Annotated in this window: 16 protein-coding genes; 13 read left to right on the top strand and 3 right to left on the bottom strand. The window is 67.5% G+C overall.

What is annotated here, in order from left to right; translation table 11 throughout:
• Window positions 1-101 precede the first annotated feature (101 nt).
• The 3 genes from EO141_RS12700 to EO141_RS12690 form a co-directional block, all read right to left on the bottom strand.
• Window positions 102-872, bottom strand: a complete 771-nt coding sequence (locus EO141_RS12700) for an SDR family NAD(P)-dependent oxidoreductase (RefSeq protein ID WP_104648639.1) — start codon at window positions 870-872, stop codon at window positions 102-104.
• A gap of 145 nt (window positions 873-1,017) precedes the next feature.
• Window positions 1,018-1,914, bottom strand: coding sequence for a hydroxymethylglutaryl-CoA lyase (locus EO141_RS12695; RefSeq protein WP_127169368.1), 897 nt, complete (start codon window positions 1,912-1,914; stop codon window positions 1,018-1,020).
• A complete protein-coding gene (locus EO141_RS12690; protein WP_127169374.1) occupies window positions 1,911-2,708 on the bottom strand; it encodes an enoyl-CoA hydratase-related protein in 798 nt (265 codons plus the stop codon). Before EO141_RS12690 ends, EO141_RS12695 begins: the two co-directional genes overlap by 4 nt.
• 116 nt (window positions 2,709-2,824) lie before the next feature.
• On the opposite strand from EO141_RS12690, the gene EO141_RS12685 reads away from it, so the two are divergent.
• The 13 genes from EO141_RS12685 to recJ all read left to right on the top strand — a co-directional run bounded on the left by EO141_RS12685 (window position 2,825) and on the right by recJ (window position 17,445).
• Entirely contained in the window at window positions 2,825-3,073 is a 249-nt protein-coding gene (locus tag EO141_RS12685) for a FeoA family protein (protein ID WP_104585288.1), read from the top strand.
• Entirely contained in the window at window positions 3,070-4,929 is a 1,860-nt protein-coding gene (locus EO141_RS12680) for a ferrous iron transporter B (protein ID WP_104648642.1), read from the top strand. Before EO141_RS12685 ends, EO141_RS12680 begins: the two co-directional genes overlap by 4 nt.
• Before the next feature lies 1 nt (window position 4,930).
• Entirely contained in the window at window positions 4,931-5,185 is a 255-nt protein-coding gene (locus tag EO141_RS12675; RefSeq protein WP_016904924.1) for a DUF6587 family protein, read from the top strand.
• A 57-nt stretch (window positions 5,186-5,242) separates the two neighbouring features.
• Entirely contained in the window at window positions 5,243-5,743 is a 501-nt protein-coding gene (locus EO141_RS12670) for a nuclear transport factor 2 family protein (RefSeq protein WP_127169367.1), read from the top strand.
• 369 nt (window positions 5,744-6,112) lie between these two features.
• Window positions 6,113-7,315: a PLP-dependent aminotransferase family protein gene (locus EO141_RS12665; protein WP_127169366.1), complete on the top strand. Its 1,203-nt coding sequence runs from the start codon at window positions 6,113-6,115 to the stop codon at window positions 7,313-7,315.
• Window positions 7,312-8,034, top strand: coding sequence for an MOSC domain-containing protein (locus EO141_RS12660; RefSeq protein ID WP_127169365.1), 723 nt, complete (start codon window positions 7,312-7,314; stop codon window positions 8,032-8,034). The genes EO141_RS12665 and EO141_RS12660 overlap by 4 nt, the downstream gene beginning before the upstream one ends.
• A gap of 451 nt (window positions 8,035-8,485) precedes the next feature.
• Window positions 8,486-9,202, top strand: a complete 717-nt coding sequence (gene dapB, locus EO141_RS12650; protein WP_104585275.1) for a 4-hydroxy-tetrahydrodipicolinate reductase — start codon at window positions 8,486-8,488, stop codon at window positions 9,200-9,202.
• A 239-nt stretch (window positions 9,203-9,441) separates the two neighbouring features.
• Window positions 9,442-10,575, top strand: coding sequence for a glutamine-hydrolyzing carbamoyl-phosphate synthase small subunit (carA, locus tag EO141_RS12645; protein WP_104585273.1), 1,134 nt, complete (start codon window positions 9,442-9,444; stop codon window positions 10,573-10,575).
• A gap of 11 nt (window positions 10,576-10,586) precedes the next feature.
• A complete protein-coding gene (locus EO141_RS12640; RefSeq protein ID WP_232087973.1) occupies window positions 10,587-10,928 on the top strand; it encodes a hypothetical protein in 342 nt (113 codons plus the stop codon).
• A 114-nt stretch (window positions 10,929-11,042) separates the two neighbouring features.
• Window positions 11,043-14,285: a carbamoyl-phosphate synthase large subunit gene (gene carB, locus EO141_RS12635; RefSeq protein WP_126943067.1), complete on the top strand. Its 3,243-nt coding sequence runs from the start codon at window positions 11,043-11,045 to the stop codon at window positions 14,283-14,285.
• A gap of 8 nt (window positions 14,286-14,293) precedes the next feature.
• Entirely contained in the window at window positions 14,294-14,758 is a 465-nt protein-coding gene (gene greA, locus EO141_RS12630) for a transcription elongation factor GreA (RefSeq protein WP_016903166.1), read from the top strand.
• A gap of 30 nt (window positions 14,759-14,788) precedes the next feature.
• Window positions 14,789-15,709 (top strand): phosphoglycerate mutase, encoded by a 921-nt coding sequence (locus tag EO141_RS12625; protein ID WP_127169364.1) that lies wholly within the window; start codon window positions 14,789-14,791, stop codon window positions 15,707-15,709.
• Window positions 15,706-17,445, top strand: a complete 1,740-nt coding sequence (gene recJ / locus EO141_RS12620; protein WP_127169363.1) for a single-stranded-DNA-specific exonuclease RecJ — start codon at window positions 15,706-15,708, stop codon at window positions 17,443-17,445. The genes EO141_RS12625 and recJ overlap by 4 nt, the downstream gene beginning before the upstream one ends.
• Window positions 17,446-17,634 lie beyond the last annotated feature (189 nt).

Raw genomic sequence — 17,634 nt, 5'->3', positions numbered from 1 at the left:
GATTGGGGATTGGGGATTGGGGATTTGGGATTGGCAAGTGCGGCTGGGTTGCAGGCGGCGGTTGCCGTTGCGAATCCCCAATCCCGACTCACCAATCCCGGCTACTTGGGTGCCAGGCGCACGCCGCCGTCCAGGCGAATTACCTCGCCATTGAGATAGCGATTGCGCAGGATGAAGGCGACGGTGTCGGCGTATTCGTCGGGTTGGCCCAGGCGCGAGGGGAACGGGATCGCTGCGGCCAGCGATTGCTGCACCGCCTCGGGCATGCCGTCCACCATCGGGGTCCAGAACACGCCCGGAGCGATCGTCATCACGCGGATGCCGAAGCGCGCCAGTTCGCGTGCCATCGGCAAGGTCATGCCGACCACGCCGCCCTTGCTGGCGGCATAGGCGGCCTGGCCGATCTGGCCTTCGTAGGCGGCCACCGAGGCGGTGTTGATGATCACGCCGCGCTCGCCGTCGTCGCCGGCATGGTTGTGTTGCATCACGTCGGCCGCGGCCTTGGCCACGTTGAAGCTGCCGACCAGGTTGACCAGCACGGTGGTGCGGAAGGTCGCCAGCGGCATCGGCGCTTCCTTGCCGAGCACCCGGCCCGAGCCCAGGATTCCGGCGCAATTCACCACCAGGTTGAGCCCGCCCAGCGCCTGCGCGGCCTGCGCCACGTTGGCGGCGACCTGCGCCTCGTCGGTGACATCGGTGGCGACGTACAGTGCGTTGCCCGCACCGAGCAGCGCCAGCGCCGCATCGGCCTTGTCGGCGTTGACGTCGAACAGCGCGACCTTGCCGCCATCGGCCACGATGCGCTGCGCCACGGCCAGGCCCAGGCCGGAAACGCCGCCGGTGACGATGGCAAGAACAGAAGAAGGCTGCATGCGGTGGTTCCTCGGAGATCCTGGAGGCCGATGATGCCGGCCGGCGAACGGGTGACGACGCAGCCGGCGATTCTAGCCGAAGCGTTAGTGCGACCGATCCTGGAATGGAGCGGGCGCGGCGACGGTGGCATGCCGGACTGGCGCCTCAGTCGGCGGCCGCTAGGGCCTTGCCGACCTTGCTGCCGGTCTGGCGGCCGAGCAACTGCGCCAGCCAGCGGCCGGTGTCGGCGAGGGCAGGCAGGTCGATGCCGGTAGGCATGCCCAGCCCGTGCAGCAGGTACACCACGTCTTCGCTGGCGACATTGCCGCTGGCGCCCTTGGCGTAGGGGCAGCCGCCGGCCCCGGACACCGCCGCATCGACCACGCGCACGCCTTGCTCCAGGCAGGCGGCGATATTGGCCAGCGCCTGGCCATAGGTGTCGTGGAAGTGCACCGCCAATGCCGGCATCGGCACCGCCTGCGCCACGGCGGCCAGCATCTGGCGTGCCTTGCCCGGAGTGCCCACGCCGATGGTGTCGCCCAGCGAGATCTCGTAGCAGCCCAGCGCGTACAGCCGTTGCGCGACATCGACCACGTCGGCCACCGGCACCTCGCCCTGGTACGGGCAGCCCAGTACGGTGGAGACGTAACCGCGCACGCGCACGCCGTCGAGGGCCGCCTGTTCCAGGATCGGGCGAAAGCGTTCGATCGATTCGTCGATGCCGGCGTTGGTATTGGTGCGATTGAAGGCTTCCGACGCCGCAGTGAACACCGCCACTTCCCGAGCACCGGCGGCGCGTGCGCGCGCATAGCCCTGCAGGTTGGGCACCAGCACCGGATAGGCGATGCCCGGCGCCTGGGTGATGCCGGCGAACACCTCGGCCGCGTCGGCCAGTTGCGGCACCCAGCGCGGGCTGACGAAGCTGGTCGCCTCGATGCTGCGCAGCCCTGTCGCGGAGAGTCGGTCGATCAGCGCGATCTTGTCGGCGGTGGCGATCGGTGTGGCTTCGTTCTGCAGGCCATCGCGCGGGCCGACTTCGACAATGCGCACGAAGTCGTTCATGCCGCACCCTCCGGCAACCAGGCCGGGCTGCGCTTGTCGAGGAAGGCACCCAGGCCTTCCTGGCCTTCCGGGGAAACGCGCAGGCGTGCGATCCACGCGGCGTTGGCGGCGTCGATGGCGTCGCGGTCGGTCGGCGGCAGTGCCGCGCGCACCAAGGCCTTGGCGCTGGCGGCCGCCAGTGGCGCGGCCGCCAGCAACAGGCGGACCTGGCGCTCCACCGCGATATCCAGTTGGTCGGCGGCGACCAGTTGATGCAACAGGCCCAGCAACTGCGCGGTGGCCGCGTCGAAGATCTCGGCAGTGGCGAACCAGCGCCGCGCCTGGCGCGCGCCGATCGCCGCGATCACGTACGGCGAAATGACCGCCGGCAGCAGGCCGAGCTTGCTCTCGGTCAGCCCGAAGCGCGCCTCGGTGCAGCCGATGGCGATATCGCAGCACGCCACCAGGCCGACACCCCCGCCGAACGCCGCGCCGTTGACGCGCGCGATGGTCGGCTTGGGCAGTTCGTCCAGCGTGCGCATCAGGCGCGCCAGGGCGAGCGCATCGGCCGCGTTGTCGGCCTCGCTGGCGCCGGCCATGCCGCGCATCCAGTTCAGGTCGGCGCCCGCAGAGAACGCGGCGCCGGCACCGGTGATCACGACGACGCGGATCTGCGCTGCCCGGCCGGCCTGCTGCAAGGCGTCGGTGAGCGCGCCAATCAAGGTCGCATCGAAGGCGTTGTGCACCGCCGGGCGGTGCAGACGTAACGTGCGGACCGCTCCCTGGTCCTCCACGATCAAGCCGGTGTCCTGCATTGGGTCAACGTCCATGAATGGGATGCGAACCATGATAGTGGCACGGGTCGGCCGAGCCATGACGCGGTGCGTCGATGCTAGAATTGAGAACCATTCCTAACAATCAGGCCGTCTTTGTGACGTTGTCCGACATGCCTTTGCATCGCGCCGCCATTGTTGAATCCGTGGAGGAGCGTCTGCCCAACGACACGATCGCCAGGCGGCTGCGCGAACTGGGTTTTGTCGCTGGCGAGGAAGTCACGGTACTGGCGACCGGTCCGGTCGGGCGCGAACCCTTGCTGGTGCAGGTCGGTTACACGCGGTTCGCCCTGCGGCGCAGCGAGGCCGCCCGCGTGCAGGTGCGCGTCGATGGAGCGCAGGCATGAGCACCGCAACCGTCCCCATGCGTCTGGCGCTGGTCGGCAACCCCAACAGTGGCAAGACCGCCCTGTTCAACCAGCTGACCGGCAGCCGGCAGAAGGTCGCCAATTACACCGGCGTCACCGTCGAACGCAAGGAAGGGCATTTCCGCGCGCCGTCCGGGCGCGACTTCGCGGTGCTGGATCTGCCGGGCGCCTACAGCCTGCAGCCGGCCAGCCTGGATGAAGCGATCACCCGCGACCTGTGCCGCGGCTTCTATCCCGGTGAGCCTGCGCCGGACGTGCTGGTGTGCGTGATGGATGCGACCAACCTGCGCCTGCATCTGCGCTTTGCGCTGGAGCTGCGCGAGCTGGGCCGGCCGATGATCGTGGCGCTGAACATGGTCGACGCCGCGCAGCGGCGCGGCATCGTCATCGACCTGCCGGCGCTGGAACAGGCGCTCGGGGTGCCGGTGGTGGAAACGGTGGCGGTGCGCCGCGGCGGTGCCAAGGCCCTGGTCGAGCGGCTCGATACGCAGGCGGCCAGCCTGGCCGCGCCGTCGGCCACGCCACCGGCCGACGGCAACTACCACGCCCAGGTGCGGCAGATCCTGGGTGCGGCAGTGACCATGCCTACGCGCACCTCGCGGGTGGACGATGCGCTGGACCGCTGGCTGCTGCATCCGGTCTGGGGCCTGGTCACGCTGGCGGTGGTGATGTTCCTGATCTTCCAGGCGGTGTACGCCTGGGCCAACCCAGTGATGGACCTGATCGATGCCGGCACCGCGATGCTGGGCGAGTGGGTGGGCACCACGCTGCCGGAGGGCCCGCTCAACAGCCTGCTCAAGGACGGCATCATCACCGGCCTGGGCGGGGTGATTAAGTTCCTGCCGCAGATCCTGATCCTGTTCGCCTTCATCCTGGCGCTGGAGGAGTCCGGCTACCTGCCGCGCGCGGCCTTCCTGCTCGATCGCATGATGTCGGCGGCCGGTTTGTCCGGGCGCTCGTTCATCCCGCTGCTGTCGAGCTTTGCCTGCGCGGTGCCCGGCATCATGTCCACCCGCAGCATCCAGGACCCACGCGACCGGCTCGCCACCATCATGGTCGCGCCCTTGATGACGTGTTCGGCGCGATTGCCGGTGTATGCGCTGCTGATCGGCGCCTTCATTCCGCAAAAAACCGTGTGGGGCATCTTCAACCAGCAAGGCCTGATCCTGTTCGCGCTATATGCCGCGGCCATCGTCAGCGCGCTGCTGGTGTCGTGGACGATGAAGAAGTGGCGCCGCGACAAGAGCGAGCATCCGCTGATGCTGGAGCTGCCGTCCTACCGCCTGCCGCATCTGCCGGACCTGGCGCTGGGGCTGTGGGAGCGTGCGATGATCTTCCTCAAGCGCGTCGGCGGCATCATTCTGGCCCTGACCATCCTGCTGTGGTTCCTGCTGTCGTTTCCGGCCGCGCCGGCCGACGCCACCTTGCCGGCGATCGATTACAGCTTCGCCGGGCGTATCGGCCATGCGATGGCGATCTTCTTCGCGCCGCTGGGCTTCAACTGGCAGATCTGCATCGCACTGATTCCCGGCCTGGCCGCGCGCGAAGTGGCGGTTGCCTCGCTGGCAACGGTGTACGCGCTGTCGGCTGCCGACGACGATGCCGCCGCGCAGGCCCTGTCGCCGCTGATCAGCGATGGCTGGTCGCTGGCCACCGCGCTGTCGCTGCTGGTCTGGTACATCTATGCACCCATGTGCATCTCCACGCTGGCCACGATCAAGCGCGAAACCAACTCGTGGAAGCAGATGACCATCAGCGCGGTGTACCTGTTCGCGCTGGCCTACCTGGCCTCGCTGGTGACCTACCAGCTGGCCGTGCTGCTGGGAGCCGGCTGAGGTGGATCTGTCGCTCACCTTGCAATACGTGGTCATCGCCCTGGCGGTGTTGCTCAGCCTGTGGGTGGTGATGAAGAAGCAATTTCCCGGCACGCTGCGGCGCCTGCGTGGCGCAGTGGCGATCGGCCTGTTGCGCGATGGGCGGCCTGCATGGATGCGGGCGCTGGGCCGCCGCGTCGCACCGCCGGCCGCGCAGAACGCCGCGGCCTGTGGTGGCTGCGACAGCTGCGGGCCGACGCCGCCCCGTCGTCACTGACGCACTGCATCCCTTACACTTGCGCGGCCGCAGGACGCGGTGGTGCAGGGGACGCAGATGCGGTTGTTGGTGTTGTTGGCGGTCCTGGCGGCAGTCGCCGGTGTTTACAACTATGGCGGCAACGCGCTGGACGAAGCGCAGGTGCGCGATTTCTACGCCGCGCACGACAAGGCGATGCGTGGTCAGGACGGCGAAGCGCTGTGTACGCTGACCGCGCCGGCGTTCGAAATGGTGGTGCTGTACCGTATGGATTCGCATCAGCAGCGGCAGACCACCACACGCGAGCAGTACTGCAAATCCAATGGCGAGTGGGCGCAGGTGCTGCGTCATATGCGTCATGTGGCCAACCCGGAAGAGGTGATCGACTACAAGCAGTCGATCACCAGGATCGAGATTGCCGCCGATGAAGCCTCGGCCATGGTCGAGACACGTGCCACGCTCGGCTTGCCGGGGGTGCGCATGACCTTCCGCTCGCGCGACAAGCTGATCCGCAAGCGCTGGAAGACCTTGATCGAACGCAGCGAAGGCACGGCCTGGGTCGGCCCGGCGTACGGGTAGGCGCCGCCGGCACTGTCGCTGCCGCATTGCCAAGGCGTTGCCATCGATGCGCGGGCGCGATGCCGGTCATCGGCACGCGTCGATCTGGCTCGCTACCCAGCCGACCTGCGCACGCAGCCTGCGTCGGCAGAAACAGGTGACATTCCGTGCAAGGCGATGCACGCGCGGCGATCGCCTTGCTGGCAGACGCCAACGCGAGTATGTCGACCGTACTGCACGGCAATGTCGGTAGCGCCAGCGCAATGCAGGAAAGCAGGTCGCTACGCGTGGTGATGGTCGGTGCGGCACCACCCCCGTCATTGGCCGAGGTGCGCATCCGACGCTGCAGTGCACAGCGCGCCGGCCATACGCCTTCGCTATGCTTGGGCCATGACGACCTCCTTCCAGATCTCCCGGCGTGCGCAGGCGCTGACCAGTTCGGCGATTCGCGAAATCCTCAAGGTGACCGAGCGGCCGGAGGTGATTTCCTTCGCCGGCGGGCTGCCGTCGCCGGCCACCTTTCCGGCGGAGCGCATGCGCGCGGCCAGCGATCAGGTGCTGCGCGATGCGCCGCAGGCCGCACTGCAATACGGCCCCACCGAAGGCTATGCGCCGCTGCGCGACTGGGTGGCCGCACGCCTGAGCCGCGACGGCGCCAGCATCCGGCCCAGCCAGGTGTTGATCACCACCGGCTCGCAGCAGGGGCTGGACCTGCTCGGCAAGGTCTTCATCGATGAGGGCAGCAAGGTGCTGGTGGAAACGCCGAGCTACCTGGGTGCGTTGCAGGCGTTTTCGCTGTTCCAGCCGAGCTTCGTCGGCATGCCCTCGGACGAGGACGGGGTGGTGGTGGACGCGTTGGACCCTGCATTGCTGGCCGATGCGCGCTTTCTGTACTGCCTGCCGAATTTCCAGAACCCCACCGGCCGCCGGCTGCCGCTGGCGCGGCGCCAGGCCCTGGTGGAGCGCGCAGCAGCAGCGGGCGTGCCGATCGTCGAAGACGATCCGTATGGCGAGCTGTACTACAGCGGCCGGCCGCTGCCAAGCCTGTTGTCGCTCAATCCGGAGGGCGTGGTCTACATGGGCTCGTTCTCCAAGGTGCTCGCGCCCGGCTTGCGGCTGGGCTATGTGGTTGCGCCCGAGGCGGTGCTGGGCAAGCTGATCCAGGCCAAACAGGCGGCCGATCTGCATACGCCGTCGTTCACCCAGCGCGTGGTCCACCAGACGCTGCAGGACGATTTCCTGGACACGCATATCCCGCAGATCCGCGCGCTGTATGCGCGCCAATGCAGCCTGATGCTGGAGGCCCTGGATCGGCATTTCCCGCCCCAGGTGCAATGGAATCGCCCCGAAGGCGGCATGTTCCTGTGGGTGAGCCTGCCGCCCGGGCTGGACGGCACCGCGCTGCTGGCGCGTGCGATCGCGCGCAATGTCGCGTTCGTGCCGGGCGCGCCGTTCTACGCCACCTTGCCGCAGGTCAATACCTTGCGGCTGTCGTTCGTCACCGTGCCCGGCGACAGGATCGATGCCGGCATCCAGGTCCTGGGTGAGGTGTTGCGCGAGGCGCTGGCCGAGTTGCCCGGGCAGGGCGCGTGACCACGCAGACCAGTGGCGTGCAGGCGCCGGCGCTCGCGGTCAGCATCGACCGCGTGGCGATCGGGGTCGCACGCGATTTCACCCGGCCCGGTAGCCGCAGCGCCATCGACAAGCGTGCGGTGAGCGGGCCTGTGCGCGTCGGTCCGGACGGGCTGCACGGTGACGAGCAGGGCGACCTGCGTGTGCATGGCGGGCCGGACAAGGCGATCCATCATTATCCGCGCGATCACTACGCTGCCTGGCAGGCCGACCTCGGTGCGCATGCGTTGCTGGAGACGGCCGGCGCGTTCGGCGAGAACCTGAGCAGTCTCGGCCTTACCGAGGCCGAGGTCTGTCTGGGTGATCGCTTTGCATTGGGTACGGCGGTGGTGGAAGTGTCGCAGCTGCGTCAGCCGTGCTGGAAGCTGTCCGACCGCTTCGGCCTGCGCGACATGGCGCGCCGCGTGCAGGACACCGGCCGCACCGGCTGGTATTACCGCGTGCTGCACCCCGGCGACGTGGCAGCCGGCGACATGCTGACGCTGCAGCAGCGGCCGCATCCGCAATGGACGCTGTCGCGCCTGCAACAGGTGTTGTACGCGCGCGATGTCGATGCCGCCGCCATCACTGAGGTGCTGCAGCTGCCGTTGGTACCGTCATGGCAGGCGCTATTCGAACGCCGCCTGCAACGCCGCGAAATAGAGAGCTGGAGCAAGCGCCTGCATGGCGCAAGCGACTGAGAGCCGCCAACACCATCGCACGCAATCAAAGCCCGCAGCCGCGCTAGCTGCAGGGCTGAGATTTGGGATTCGGGAGTCGGGATTGGGGAATCGCGGTCACGAAGTCGGCAAACGCCACCTTCCAGGCGCCGCCATGATGGCCGTGTGCCATGCGTCTTCATCGTCCTTACCAACGTACAGCGGCGCAGCCCTCACCGACCCATGGCCGCTCGCGCCGTTGTGTGCCAACCACCACGCGCACCCCACGGGCGCCACCAAGCCAAAGCGCCACAGCACATAAAACGCGCACACCCGCATCCGCTCTTACGATTCCCTAATCCCCAATCCCGATTCCCGGCTCCAACGACTCCCCAATCCCGACCCCCCAATCCCAGCTTTTACGATTCCCGATTCCCGATTCCCGATTCCCAGCTATCTTGTACAACCCCATCGCCCAGCTAGGCCTGCCGCCATGACAACGTCTCCTGTAAAAGTTCTGATCCACGGCGCCTCCGGGCGGATGGGCAAGGCCTTGCTGCGTCTGGCGGCCGAAGACGAGGCCTTGCATGTCGTCGGTGCGGTGGTGGGGCGTGCGCCCTCGCAGCGCGTGGTGGACGGCGTGCCGTATTTCGCCGCCAGCGAGCTCGGCGGTGCGCCGAGCTTCGACGTGGCGATCGACTTCAGCCTGCCGCAGGGCTTCGCGCCGATCCTGGCGTTGTGCGCGCAGCGCGGCAAACCGCTGGTGTCCGGCACCACCGGTCTGGATGAGGCGCAGCGCGCCGCCTTGCTGGAGGCCGCGCAGCAGATTCCATTGGTTTGGGCGTCCAACTTCAGCCTGGGCGTTGCGGTGCTGACCGAACTGGTGGAGCGTGCCGCCGGCAGCCTGCCGGGCTGGGATTGCGACATCGTCGAAGCCCACCACGTGCACAAGCAGGACGCGCCCTCCGGGACCGCGCTGACGCTGGGGGAGGCGGCCACCGGCAGTGGCGCGCAGCCGCGCTTTGCCAGCCTGCGCGCCGGCGACATCGTCGGCGAGCACACGGTGCAGTTCACCGGGCTGGGCGAGCGGGTGGAACTGGTGCACCGCGCGACCAACCGCGACATCTTCGCGCGTGGTGCCCTGCATGCGGCCAAGCGGCTGCTCGGCAAGCCGCCCGGCAGCTATCGCGTGCGCGATCTGGTGCTGTAACCGGCGCGTCGCCGCGCATGAATGGCGAATGATCGCAGTGGCGCATTCATCCCGCCATTGCGATGCCGGCACGGCAGCCGGCGTTCTTCAGGCTGGCATGCCGGGGCACTTGCCTTTACAATTCTCGCTTGCCCGAACCAGCGTCGGACCGGTCCCCAGCACCGCGTCCGCGCTTTGCTGCAACCGGAATTTGGCCGGAAGCGCATCGGAGTCCCAGGCAGCCAGAGCGAGACCCCCACGTGACCCAACCCGCAATCCTTGTCCTCGAAGACGGCACCGTGTTCGAGGGCGAATCCGTAGGCGCCAACGGGCTTTCCGTCGGCGAAGTGGTGTTCAACACCGCCATGACCGGTTACCAGGAAGTCCTGACCGATCCCTCCTACGCCCGCCAGATGGTCACGCTGACCTATCCGCATATCGGCAATACCGGCTTTACCGATCAGGATGACGAGGCCAGCAAGATCTGGGCCGCCGGCCTGATCGTGCGCGACGTGCCGCGTCGCCCCAGCAGCTGGCGCAGCGAAGTCGCACTGCCGGAGTGGCTGCAGGCCCGCGGTGTGGTGGCCATTTCCGGCATCGATACCCGCAAGCTGACCCGCCTGCTGCGGCAGAAGGGCGCCCAGAACGGCGCGCTGATGGCCGGCGAGATCGATGTCGACAAGGCGCTGGAAGCCGCGCGCAGCTTCCCCGGCCTGAAGGGCATGGACCTGGCCAAGGTGGTTTCCACCGAGACCAGCTACGGCTGGCAGGAAGGCTCGCTGGATCTGAACTCCGACACGTTCGTGCGCACCGAGCTGAAGCACAAGGTCGTGGCCTATGACTACGGCGTCAAGCTCAACATCCTGCGCATGCTGGCCGACCGTGGCTGCGACGTCACCGTGGTGCCGGCACGCACGCCGGTGGCCGAGGTGCTGGCGATGCAGCCCGATGGCGTGTTCCTGTCCAATGGCCCGGGCGACCCGGAGCCCTGCGATTACGCGATCGCCGCGATCAAGGAACTGGTCGCGCAGAAGGTGCCGACCTTCGGCATCTGCCTGGGCCATCAGCTGCTGGCGCTGGCCGCCGGCGCCAGCACGGTCAAGATGACCACCGGCCATCACGGCGCCAACCATCCGGTGCAGGATCTGGACGGCGGGCGGGTGATGATCACCTCGCAGAACCATGGCTTTGCGGTGGATGAAAGCACGCTGCCGGCCAATGTGCGGGTGACCCATCGTTCGCTGTTCGATGGCACCAACCAGGGCATCGCGCTGACCGACGCGCCGGCGTTCTCGTTCCAGGGCCACCCGGAAGCCTCGCCGGGGCCGCGCGATGTGGGGCCGCTGTTCGACCGGTTTGTGGAGCTGATGGCCAAGGATGCCAAGCGCGCATGAGCGCTCGGTTGATGGGTGTGCTGATCCTGCTGGTGGGCGCCGCCGTGGCCTATTGGGGCGTCTGGATGCCGCTGCAGCAGGCGCAGGCGGGCGTGGCGTCGATCACGCTGCCCGGAGGCATCAAACTGGCCTTGCTGGTGCCGATGTGTGTCGTCTTCGGCATCGGCTATGTGGTTGGAGGAGGATCCTTTCACCAGCGCATGCAGAACACCGACCCGGACAAGGTGCGTCGCTGGGGCAAGACCTCCGGGACCGGCTGGCTGTTGCTCCTGGTCAGCTTCGCCGCCGCGTTCGCGCTGCATCAGTGGATGCAGAACACCCTGCGCGCCCTGGGCTATGGATACGCCGGATGACCCCGGCTTTCGGCTCCGTGGAGTCGATGCAACATCATGCCGCGTCGCGATGCGATCGCCGCGGCCACTCTTCCGCACCTGCGGCTCGCCGCATGTTCCTAATCGAGTAAAGAAATGCCAAAGCGCACCGACCTAAAAACCATCCTGATCATCGGCGCCGGCCCGATCGTCATCGGCCAGGCCTGCGAGTTCGATTACTCCGGCGCGCAGGCGTGCAAGGCGCTGCGCGACGAGGGGTATCGCGTGGTGCTGGTCAACAGCAATCCGGCCACGATCATGACCGACCCGGACATGGCCGATGCGGTGTACATCGAGCCGATCAACTGGCAGACGGTCGAGAAGATCATCGCCAAGGAAAAGCCTGATGCCCTGCTGCCGACCATGGGCGGGCAAACCGCGCTGAACTGCGCGCTGGATCTGGCCGACCACGGCGTGCTGGAGAAGTACAACGTCGAGCTGATCGGCGCCAAGCGCGAAGCCATCCGCATGGCCGAAGACCGCGAGCTGTTCCGCGTGGCGATGGGCGAGATCGGCCTGGATTGCCCCCGGGCCGAAGTGGCGCACACGCTGGAAGAGGCGCTGGATATCCAGACCCGCGTCGGCTACCCGACCATCATCCGCCCCAGCTTCACCCTGGGTGGCAGCGGCGGCGGCATCGCCTACAACCGCGAAGAGCTGATCGAGATCGTCGGCCGTGGCCTGGAACTGTCGCCGACCACCGAAGTGCTGGTGGAAGAGTCGGTGCTGGGCTGGAAGGAGTTCGAGATGGAAGTGGTCCGCGACACCGCGGACAACTGCATCATCGTCTGCGCGATCGAGAACCTCGACCCGATGGGCGTGCATACCGGCGACTCGATCACCGTGGCACCGGCGCAGACGCTCACCGACAAGGAATACCAGCGCCTGCGCGATGCCTCGATCGCGGTGCTGCGCAAGATCGGTGTGGATACCGGCGGTTCCAACGTGCAGTTCGGCATCAGCCCGACCACCGGCCGCGTGGTGGTGATCGAGATGAATCCGCGCGTGTCGCGTTCCTCGGCGCTGGCGTCCAAGGCCACCGGCTTTCCGATCGCCAAGGTCGCCGCCAAGCTGGCGGTAGGCTATACGCTGGACGAATTGAAGAACGAGATCACCGGTGGCCTGACCCCGGCCTCGTTCGAGCCGTCGATCGACTACGTCGTCACCAAGATCCCGCGCTTTGCGTTCGAGAAATTCCCGCAGGCCGATGCGCGCCTGACCACCCAGATGAAGTCGGTGGGCGAGGTGATGGCGATGGGCCGCACCTTCCAGGAATCGCTGCAGAAGGCGCTGCGTGGGCTGGAAACCGGCAAGATCGGGCTGGATCCGACCGGGCTGGACCTGAGCAGCGAAGACGATATCGCCGCGCTCAAGCGCGAGCTCAAGGCGCCGGGTCCGGAGCGCCTGTTCTATGTCGCCGATGCCTTCCGCGCCGGCATGAGCGTGGCCGATGTCTACGCGCTGTCGTTCATCGACCCCTGGTTCCTGGATCAGATCGAAGAACTGATCAGCCACGAGCAGCAACTGGCCGACGACGGCATGCAGGCACTGGATGCGGCGCGTCTGCGCACGCTCAAGCGCGCCGGTTTCTCCGATGCGCGCCTGGCCGAGCTGACCGGCACCAACGAAGAATCGGTGCGCACGCTGCGTCGCGCGCTCAAGGTCCGCCCGGTCTACAAGCGCGTGGATTCGTGCGCTGCCGAATTCGCCACCAGCACCGCGTACCTGTATTCGACCTACGAGGACGAGTGCGAGGCGCTGCCGACCGATCGCGACAAGATCATGATCCTTGGCGGTGGCCCCAACCGCATCGGCCAGGGCATCGAGTTCGACTACTGCTGCGTGCATGCGGCGCTGGCGCTGCGCGATGACGGCTTTGAAACCATCATGGTCAACTGCAACCCAGAGACCGTGTCCACCGACTATGACACCTCCGACCGTCTGTACTTCGAGCCGCTGACGCTGGAAGACGTGCTGGAAATCGTCGAGCTGGAAAAACCCAAGGGCGTGATCGTGCAGTACGGCGGCCAGACTCCGCTGAAGCTGGCGCGCGCGCTGGAAGCCAACGGCGTGCCGGTGATCGGCACCTCGCCCGATTCGATCGACCTGGCCGAAGACCGCGAGCGTTTCCAGCAACTGGTCGACAAGCTGGGCCTGAAGCAGCCGCCCAACCGCATTGCCCGCAATGCCGAGGAAGCCCTGGTGCTGGCGCGCGAGATCGGCTACCCGCTGGTGGTGCGTCCGAGCTACGTGCTCGGCGGCCGCGCGATGGAAATCGTCTACGGCGAATCCGACCTGGCGCGCTATGTACGCGACGCGGTCAAGGTCTCCAACGATTCGCCGGTGCTGCTGGACCGCTTCCTCGACAACGCGGTGGAAGTGGACGTGGACATCATCGCCGACAAGGACGGCAACGTGCTGATCGGCGGCTTGATGGAACACATCGAGGAAGCCGGGGTGCATTCGGGCGATTCGTCCTGCTCGCTGCCGCCGTATTCGCTCTCGCCCAAGACCCAGGCCGAACTGCGTCGCCAGGTGGTGATGCTGGCCGAAGGCCTGAACGTGGTGGGCCTGATGAACACCCAGTTCGCGGTGCAGGTCGATGAGGCCGGCGACGACGTGGTGTTCCTGCTGGAGGTGAACCCGCGTGCCTCGCGCACCGTGCCGTTCGTGTCCAAGGCGATCGGCATGCCGCTGGCCAAGATCGCCGCGCGCTGCATGGCCGGCAAGACGCTGGCCGAGCAGGGCGCCACCAAGGAAATCGTGCCGGGCTATTACTCGGTGAAGGAGGCGATCTTCCCGTTCGCCAAGTTCCAGGGCGTGGACCCGATCCTCGGGCCGGAGATGCGCTCCACCGGCGAGGTGATGGGCGTGGGCCGCAGCTTCAGCGCCGCGTTTGCGCGCGCGCAGGAGGCCGGCGGCATCAAGGCACCGCCGGTGGGCAAGGCGTTCGTGTCGGTGCGCGATCCGGACAAGCAGCGCGTGCTGCCGGTGGCGCAGGCCCTGGTGGAGCGCGGCTATACGCTGGTCGCCACGCGCGGTACCGGCGCCTGGCTGCAGCAGAACGGGCTGAACTGCGAGATCGTCAACAAGGTCGCCGAAGGGCGCCCGCATATCGTCGATTCGATCAAGAATGGCGAGATCGTGTATATCGTCAACACCACCGAAGGCCGCGCCGCCATCTCCGATTCGTTCTCGATCCGGCGTGAAGCGTTGCAGCATCGCGTGACCTATTCGACCACTGTTGCCGGCGCCAAGGCGCTGGTGCATTCGCTGGAATTCCGCGGCACCGGCCCTGTCTGGTCGCTGCAGGAACTGCACAAGGAACTGGAAGCATGAGAGCACCCATGACGGCAAAGGGCGCGCAGCGCCTGCGCGAAGAGCTGGACCAGCTGAAGTCTGTCAAGCGTCCGGCGGTGATCAATGCGATCGCCGAAGCGCGCGCGCACGGCGATCTGAAGGAAAACGCCGAATACCACGCCGCACGCGAGCAGCAGAGCTTCATCGAAGGCCGCATCAAGCAGCTGGAAGGCGAGCTCTCGCATGCCGAGATCATCGACATCACCAAGCTGTCGGCCGGCAACAAGATCGTGTTCGGCGCCACGGTGACGCTGGCCGACACCGAGACCGACGAAGAGAAGCGCTACCAGATCGTTGGTGATCTGGAAGCGGACATCAAGCTGGGCATGATCGCGATCTCCTCGCCGCTGGCACGCGCGTTGATCGGCAAGCTGGAAGGCGATTCGGTCACCATCGATGCGCCGGCCGGCCAGCGCGAGTACGAAGTGGTCAGCGTTGCCTATCTGGACTGACGGGCCGGGATCGAGCGACGCCACCGACCGATGACCACCGCAACGCTGCTGCTGCCGGAAAGACGCCGCCTGCCCGGTGCGTTGGGCGACACGCCGGTGGCGCGTGCGCTGGCGCGCGCCGACCAGCAAAGCGTCGAGCCCGGCGAGGTGGCGCAGCTGCAGCGCCACTTCACGCTGACGCCTGCGCAGTGGCCGGTGGCCGCATTGACCCGCCAGCTCGATGCCGGCGATGCGGCCGGTGCGACCTGGGTGCGTGCCGATCCGGCCTATGTGGTGCCGGACATGCAGGGCGCCCGCTTGATGGGCTACGGCGAGGCGCTCGGCCCCACCGCCGAGGATCTGGCGGTGTTGTTGCCGATCCTCAAACCGATGTTCGGCGATGCCGGCTTCCTGCTGGATGCGCCCACGCCTGCGCGCTGGTATCTGCGGCTGTCGCCGGATGCCAGGCTGCCCGACTTCGCGCCGCCGGATCTGGCGATCGGCGATGACCTGTTCGAGCATCTGCCGGCTGGCGAGGTCGGCCGGCGCTGGCGTGCCTTGCTGACCGAGGCGCAGGTGCTGCTGCATCAGCATCCCTGGAACGAGGGCCGCGTGGCCAGCGGCAAGCCGGCGATCAATTCGCTGTGGTTCTGGGGCGGCGGCGTGCTGCCGCAGGCGGTGAGCTCGCCGCACCGTCAGGTGCGCAGCCGCGAATCGCTGCTGCGTGCGCTGGCGCTGGCGGCGGGCGCCGATGCGCAGGGCGAACAACGCGTGGACGCATTGGTGGACCTGCGGCACCTGCGCTCGCTGCAGCAGTTCAGCGACGACGCGGTGGCGCCGTTGCTGGCGGCAATGGCGCGTGGCGAACTGGATCGGCTGGTGCTGGATTTCCAGGATGGCGACACCGTGTCGCTGACGCATGCGCAACGCTGGCGTTTCTGGCGCAAGCCGCGGGTACAGCTGGCGCAATGACCTCCACCCCGCGGATCGTCCGGCGCCCACCCGGGCAGGCCGGCAGTTGGCCCGATGCCATGTTGCCGCTGTTGCGCCGCATCTATGCCGCGCGCGGCGTGACCGATACGCAGGGCGCGCAGCCGCGTCTGGGGCAGTTGCTGTCACCGCAGTTGCTGCACAACAGTGGCGTTGCAGCTGAGCTGCTGGCCGATGCGATCGCCCGGCAGCGTCGCATCCTGGTGGTGGGCGATTTCGACTGCGATGGCGCCACCGCCTGTGCGGTCGGCGTGCGTGGCTTGCGCATGCTCGGCGCGCTGGATGTCCACCACGCGGTGCCCAATCGCATGGTGCATGGCTATGGTCTGTCGCCTGCGCTGGTGGACGAGCTGGCTGCATTGCAGCCGGATCTGCTGGTCACCGTCGATCACGGCATCGCCTGCCACGCCGGCGTGGCCGCGGCCAAGGCGCGTGGCTGGACGGTGCTGGTCACCGATCATCACCTGCCTGGCGAGGTGTTGCCGCCGGCCGATGCGATCGTCGATCCGAACCTGGCCAACGACCGCTTCCCGAGCAAATCCCTGGCCGGGGTCGGGGTGATCTTCTACGTGCTGATGGCCTTGCGCGGCGTGCTGCGCGCGCGCGGCGCCTTTGCCGAACGCGCCGAGCCGGATCTGTCGGTATTGCTGGACCTGGTGGCGGTCGGCACGGTCGCCGATCTGGTGCCACTGGACACCAACAACCGTGCGCTGGTGTCGGCCGGCCTGCGCCGCCTGCGCGAGGGCAAGGGGTGCATCGGCCTGCGCGCCCTGATCGAGGCCAGCGGCCGCGACGTGGCGCGCCTGAGCGCCAGCGATATCGGTTTTGCATTGGGGCCACGTCTCAACGCCGCCGGCCGGCTGGAAGACATGGCCCTGGGCATCGAACTGCTGCTCAGCGAAGACTGGAGCCGGGCGCGCGAGATCGCCGGCACCCTGGAAGAGATCAACGCCGAGCGTCGCGCGGTGCAGCAGTTGATGACCGACGATGCCGAGCAGGCGGTCACCAAGGTGGTGCTGGATGCCGATGGCGAATTGCCGATCGCCGCGTGCCTGTTCGACGCCGACTGGCACCCCGGTGTCATCGGCCTGGTCGCCTCCAAGCTCAAGGACCGGCTGCATCGCCCGGTGATTGCATTGGCGCCGGCCGAGCCGGGCAGCAGCCAGCTGCGTGGCTCGGCGCGTTCGATTCCCGGCCTGCATATCCGCGATGTGCTGGCTGCGGTGGACGCGCGCCACCCGGGCCTGATCCAGAAGTTCGGCGGGCATGCGATGGCGGCCGGATTGAGCCTGGAGCAGGCCGCACTGGCGACCTTCGAGCAGGCATTCCAGCGCCAGGTGCAGACGATGGTGGACGCCTCGTTGCTGCATGCCGAATTGCAGAGCGACGGCGAACTGGCCGCGCACGAGCTCGATCACCTGCATGCCGAGGCACTGCGCGTGGCCGGGCCGTGGGGGCAGGGCTTTCCCGAGCCGCTGTTCGATGGCCGGTTCGAAGTGCTGCAATGGCGCCTGCTCAAGGAGCGCCATCTCAAGCTCACGCTGCGCTGTGCCGGCCGCGCCGAACCGCTCAACGCCATCCACTTCAATGGCTGGCGCGGCAGCGAGCCGGCACGCATGGTGCGGCTGGCGTACCGCCTGGTCAGCGACGACTATCGCGGCGGCACCGCGGTGCAGTTGATCGTCGAACATTGCGAGCCGGCGACAGTCACTGGCTGAGCTGCGGGCTCAGCGTTCTCTCTACCTTTTGTAGGCTGCAGCTGGCGTCATCTGGATGATCCAGGCCGCGTTGGTCGAGGGCGCGTGGTGTCCTCGCCGCTCGCGGGATGCGCCGTGAATCCGTCCGTGGAGGGAGCTGAGCGTCGGGTTCTCAAGCGCGCGGCTGCCAGTCGCTGGCTTCGGTAAGGG

The sequence above is a fragment of the Xanthomonas sp. BRIP62415 genome, from assembly GCF_003993515.1.
Classification (GTDB): Bacteria; Pseudomonadota; Gammaproteobacteria; order Xanthomonadales; family Xanthomonadaceae; genus Xanthomonas; species Xanthomonas euroxanthea.
Note: the sequence above shows the minus strand (reverse complement) of the source record. Positions and strands in the feature narration are given on the sequence as shown.

Coding starts and splice junctions, on each gene's coding strand:
- recJ (WP_127169363.1), top strand. CDS start 15,706: ATGACCTCCACCCCGCGGATCGTCCGGCGCCCACCCGGGCAGGCCGGC.
- EO141_RS12670 (WP_127169367.1), top strand. CDS start 5,243: ATGCGGTTGTTGGTGTTGTTGGCGGTCCTGGCGGCAGTCGCCGGTGTT.
- EO141_RS12680 (WP_104648642.1), top strand. CDS start 3,070: ATGAGCACCGCAACCGTCCCCATGCGTCTGGCGCTGGTCGGCAACCCC.
- EO141_RS12690 (WP_127169374.1), bottom strand. CDS start 2,708: ATGCAGGACACCGGCTTGATCGTGGAGGACCAGGGAGCGGTCCGCACG.
- EO141_RS12700 (WP_104648639.1), bottom strand. CDS start 872: ATGCAGCCTTCTTCTGTTCTTGCCATCGTCACCGGCGGCGTTTCCGGC.
- dapB (WP_104585275.1), top strand. CDS start 8,486: ATGACAACGTCTCCTGTAAAAGTTCTGATCCACGGCGCCTCCGGGCGG.
- EO141_RS12695 (WP_127169368.1), bottom strand. CDS start 1,914: ATGAACGACTTCGTGCGCATTGTCGAAGTCGGCCCGCGCGATGGCCTG.
- EO141_RS12665 (WP_127169366.1), top strand. CDS start 6,113: ATGACGACCTCCTTCCAGATCTCCCGGCGTGCGCAGGCGCTGACCAGT.
- EO141_RS12625 (WP_127169364.1), top strand. CDS start 14,789: ATGACCACCGCAACGCTGCTGCTGCCGGAAAGACGCCGCCTGCCCGGT.
- EO141_RS12640 (WP_232087973.1), top strand. CDS start 10,587: ATGGGTGTGCTGATCCTGCTGGTGGGCGCCGCCGTGGCCTATTGGGGC.
- carB (WP_126943067.1), top strand. CDS start 11,043: ATGCCAAAGCGCACCGACCTAAAAACCATCCTGATCATCGGCGCCGGC.
- greA (WP_016903166.1), top strand. CDS start 14,294: ATGACGGCAAAGGGCGCGCAGCGCCTGCGCGAAGAGCTGGACCAGCTG.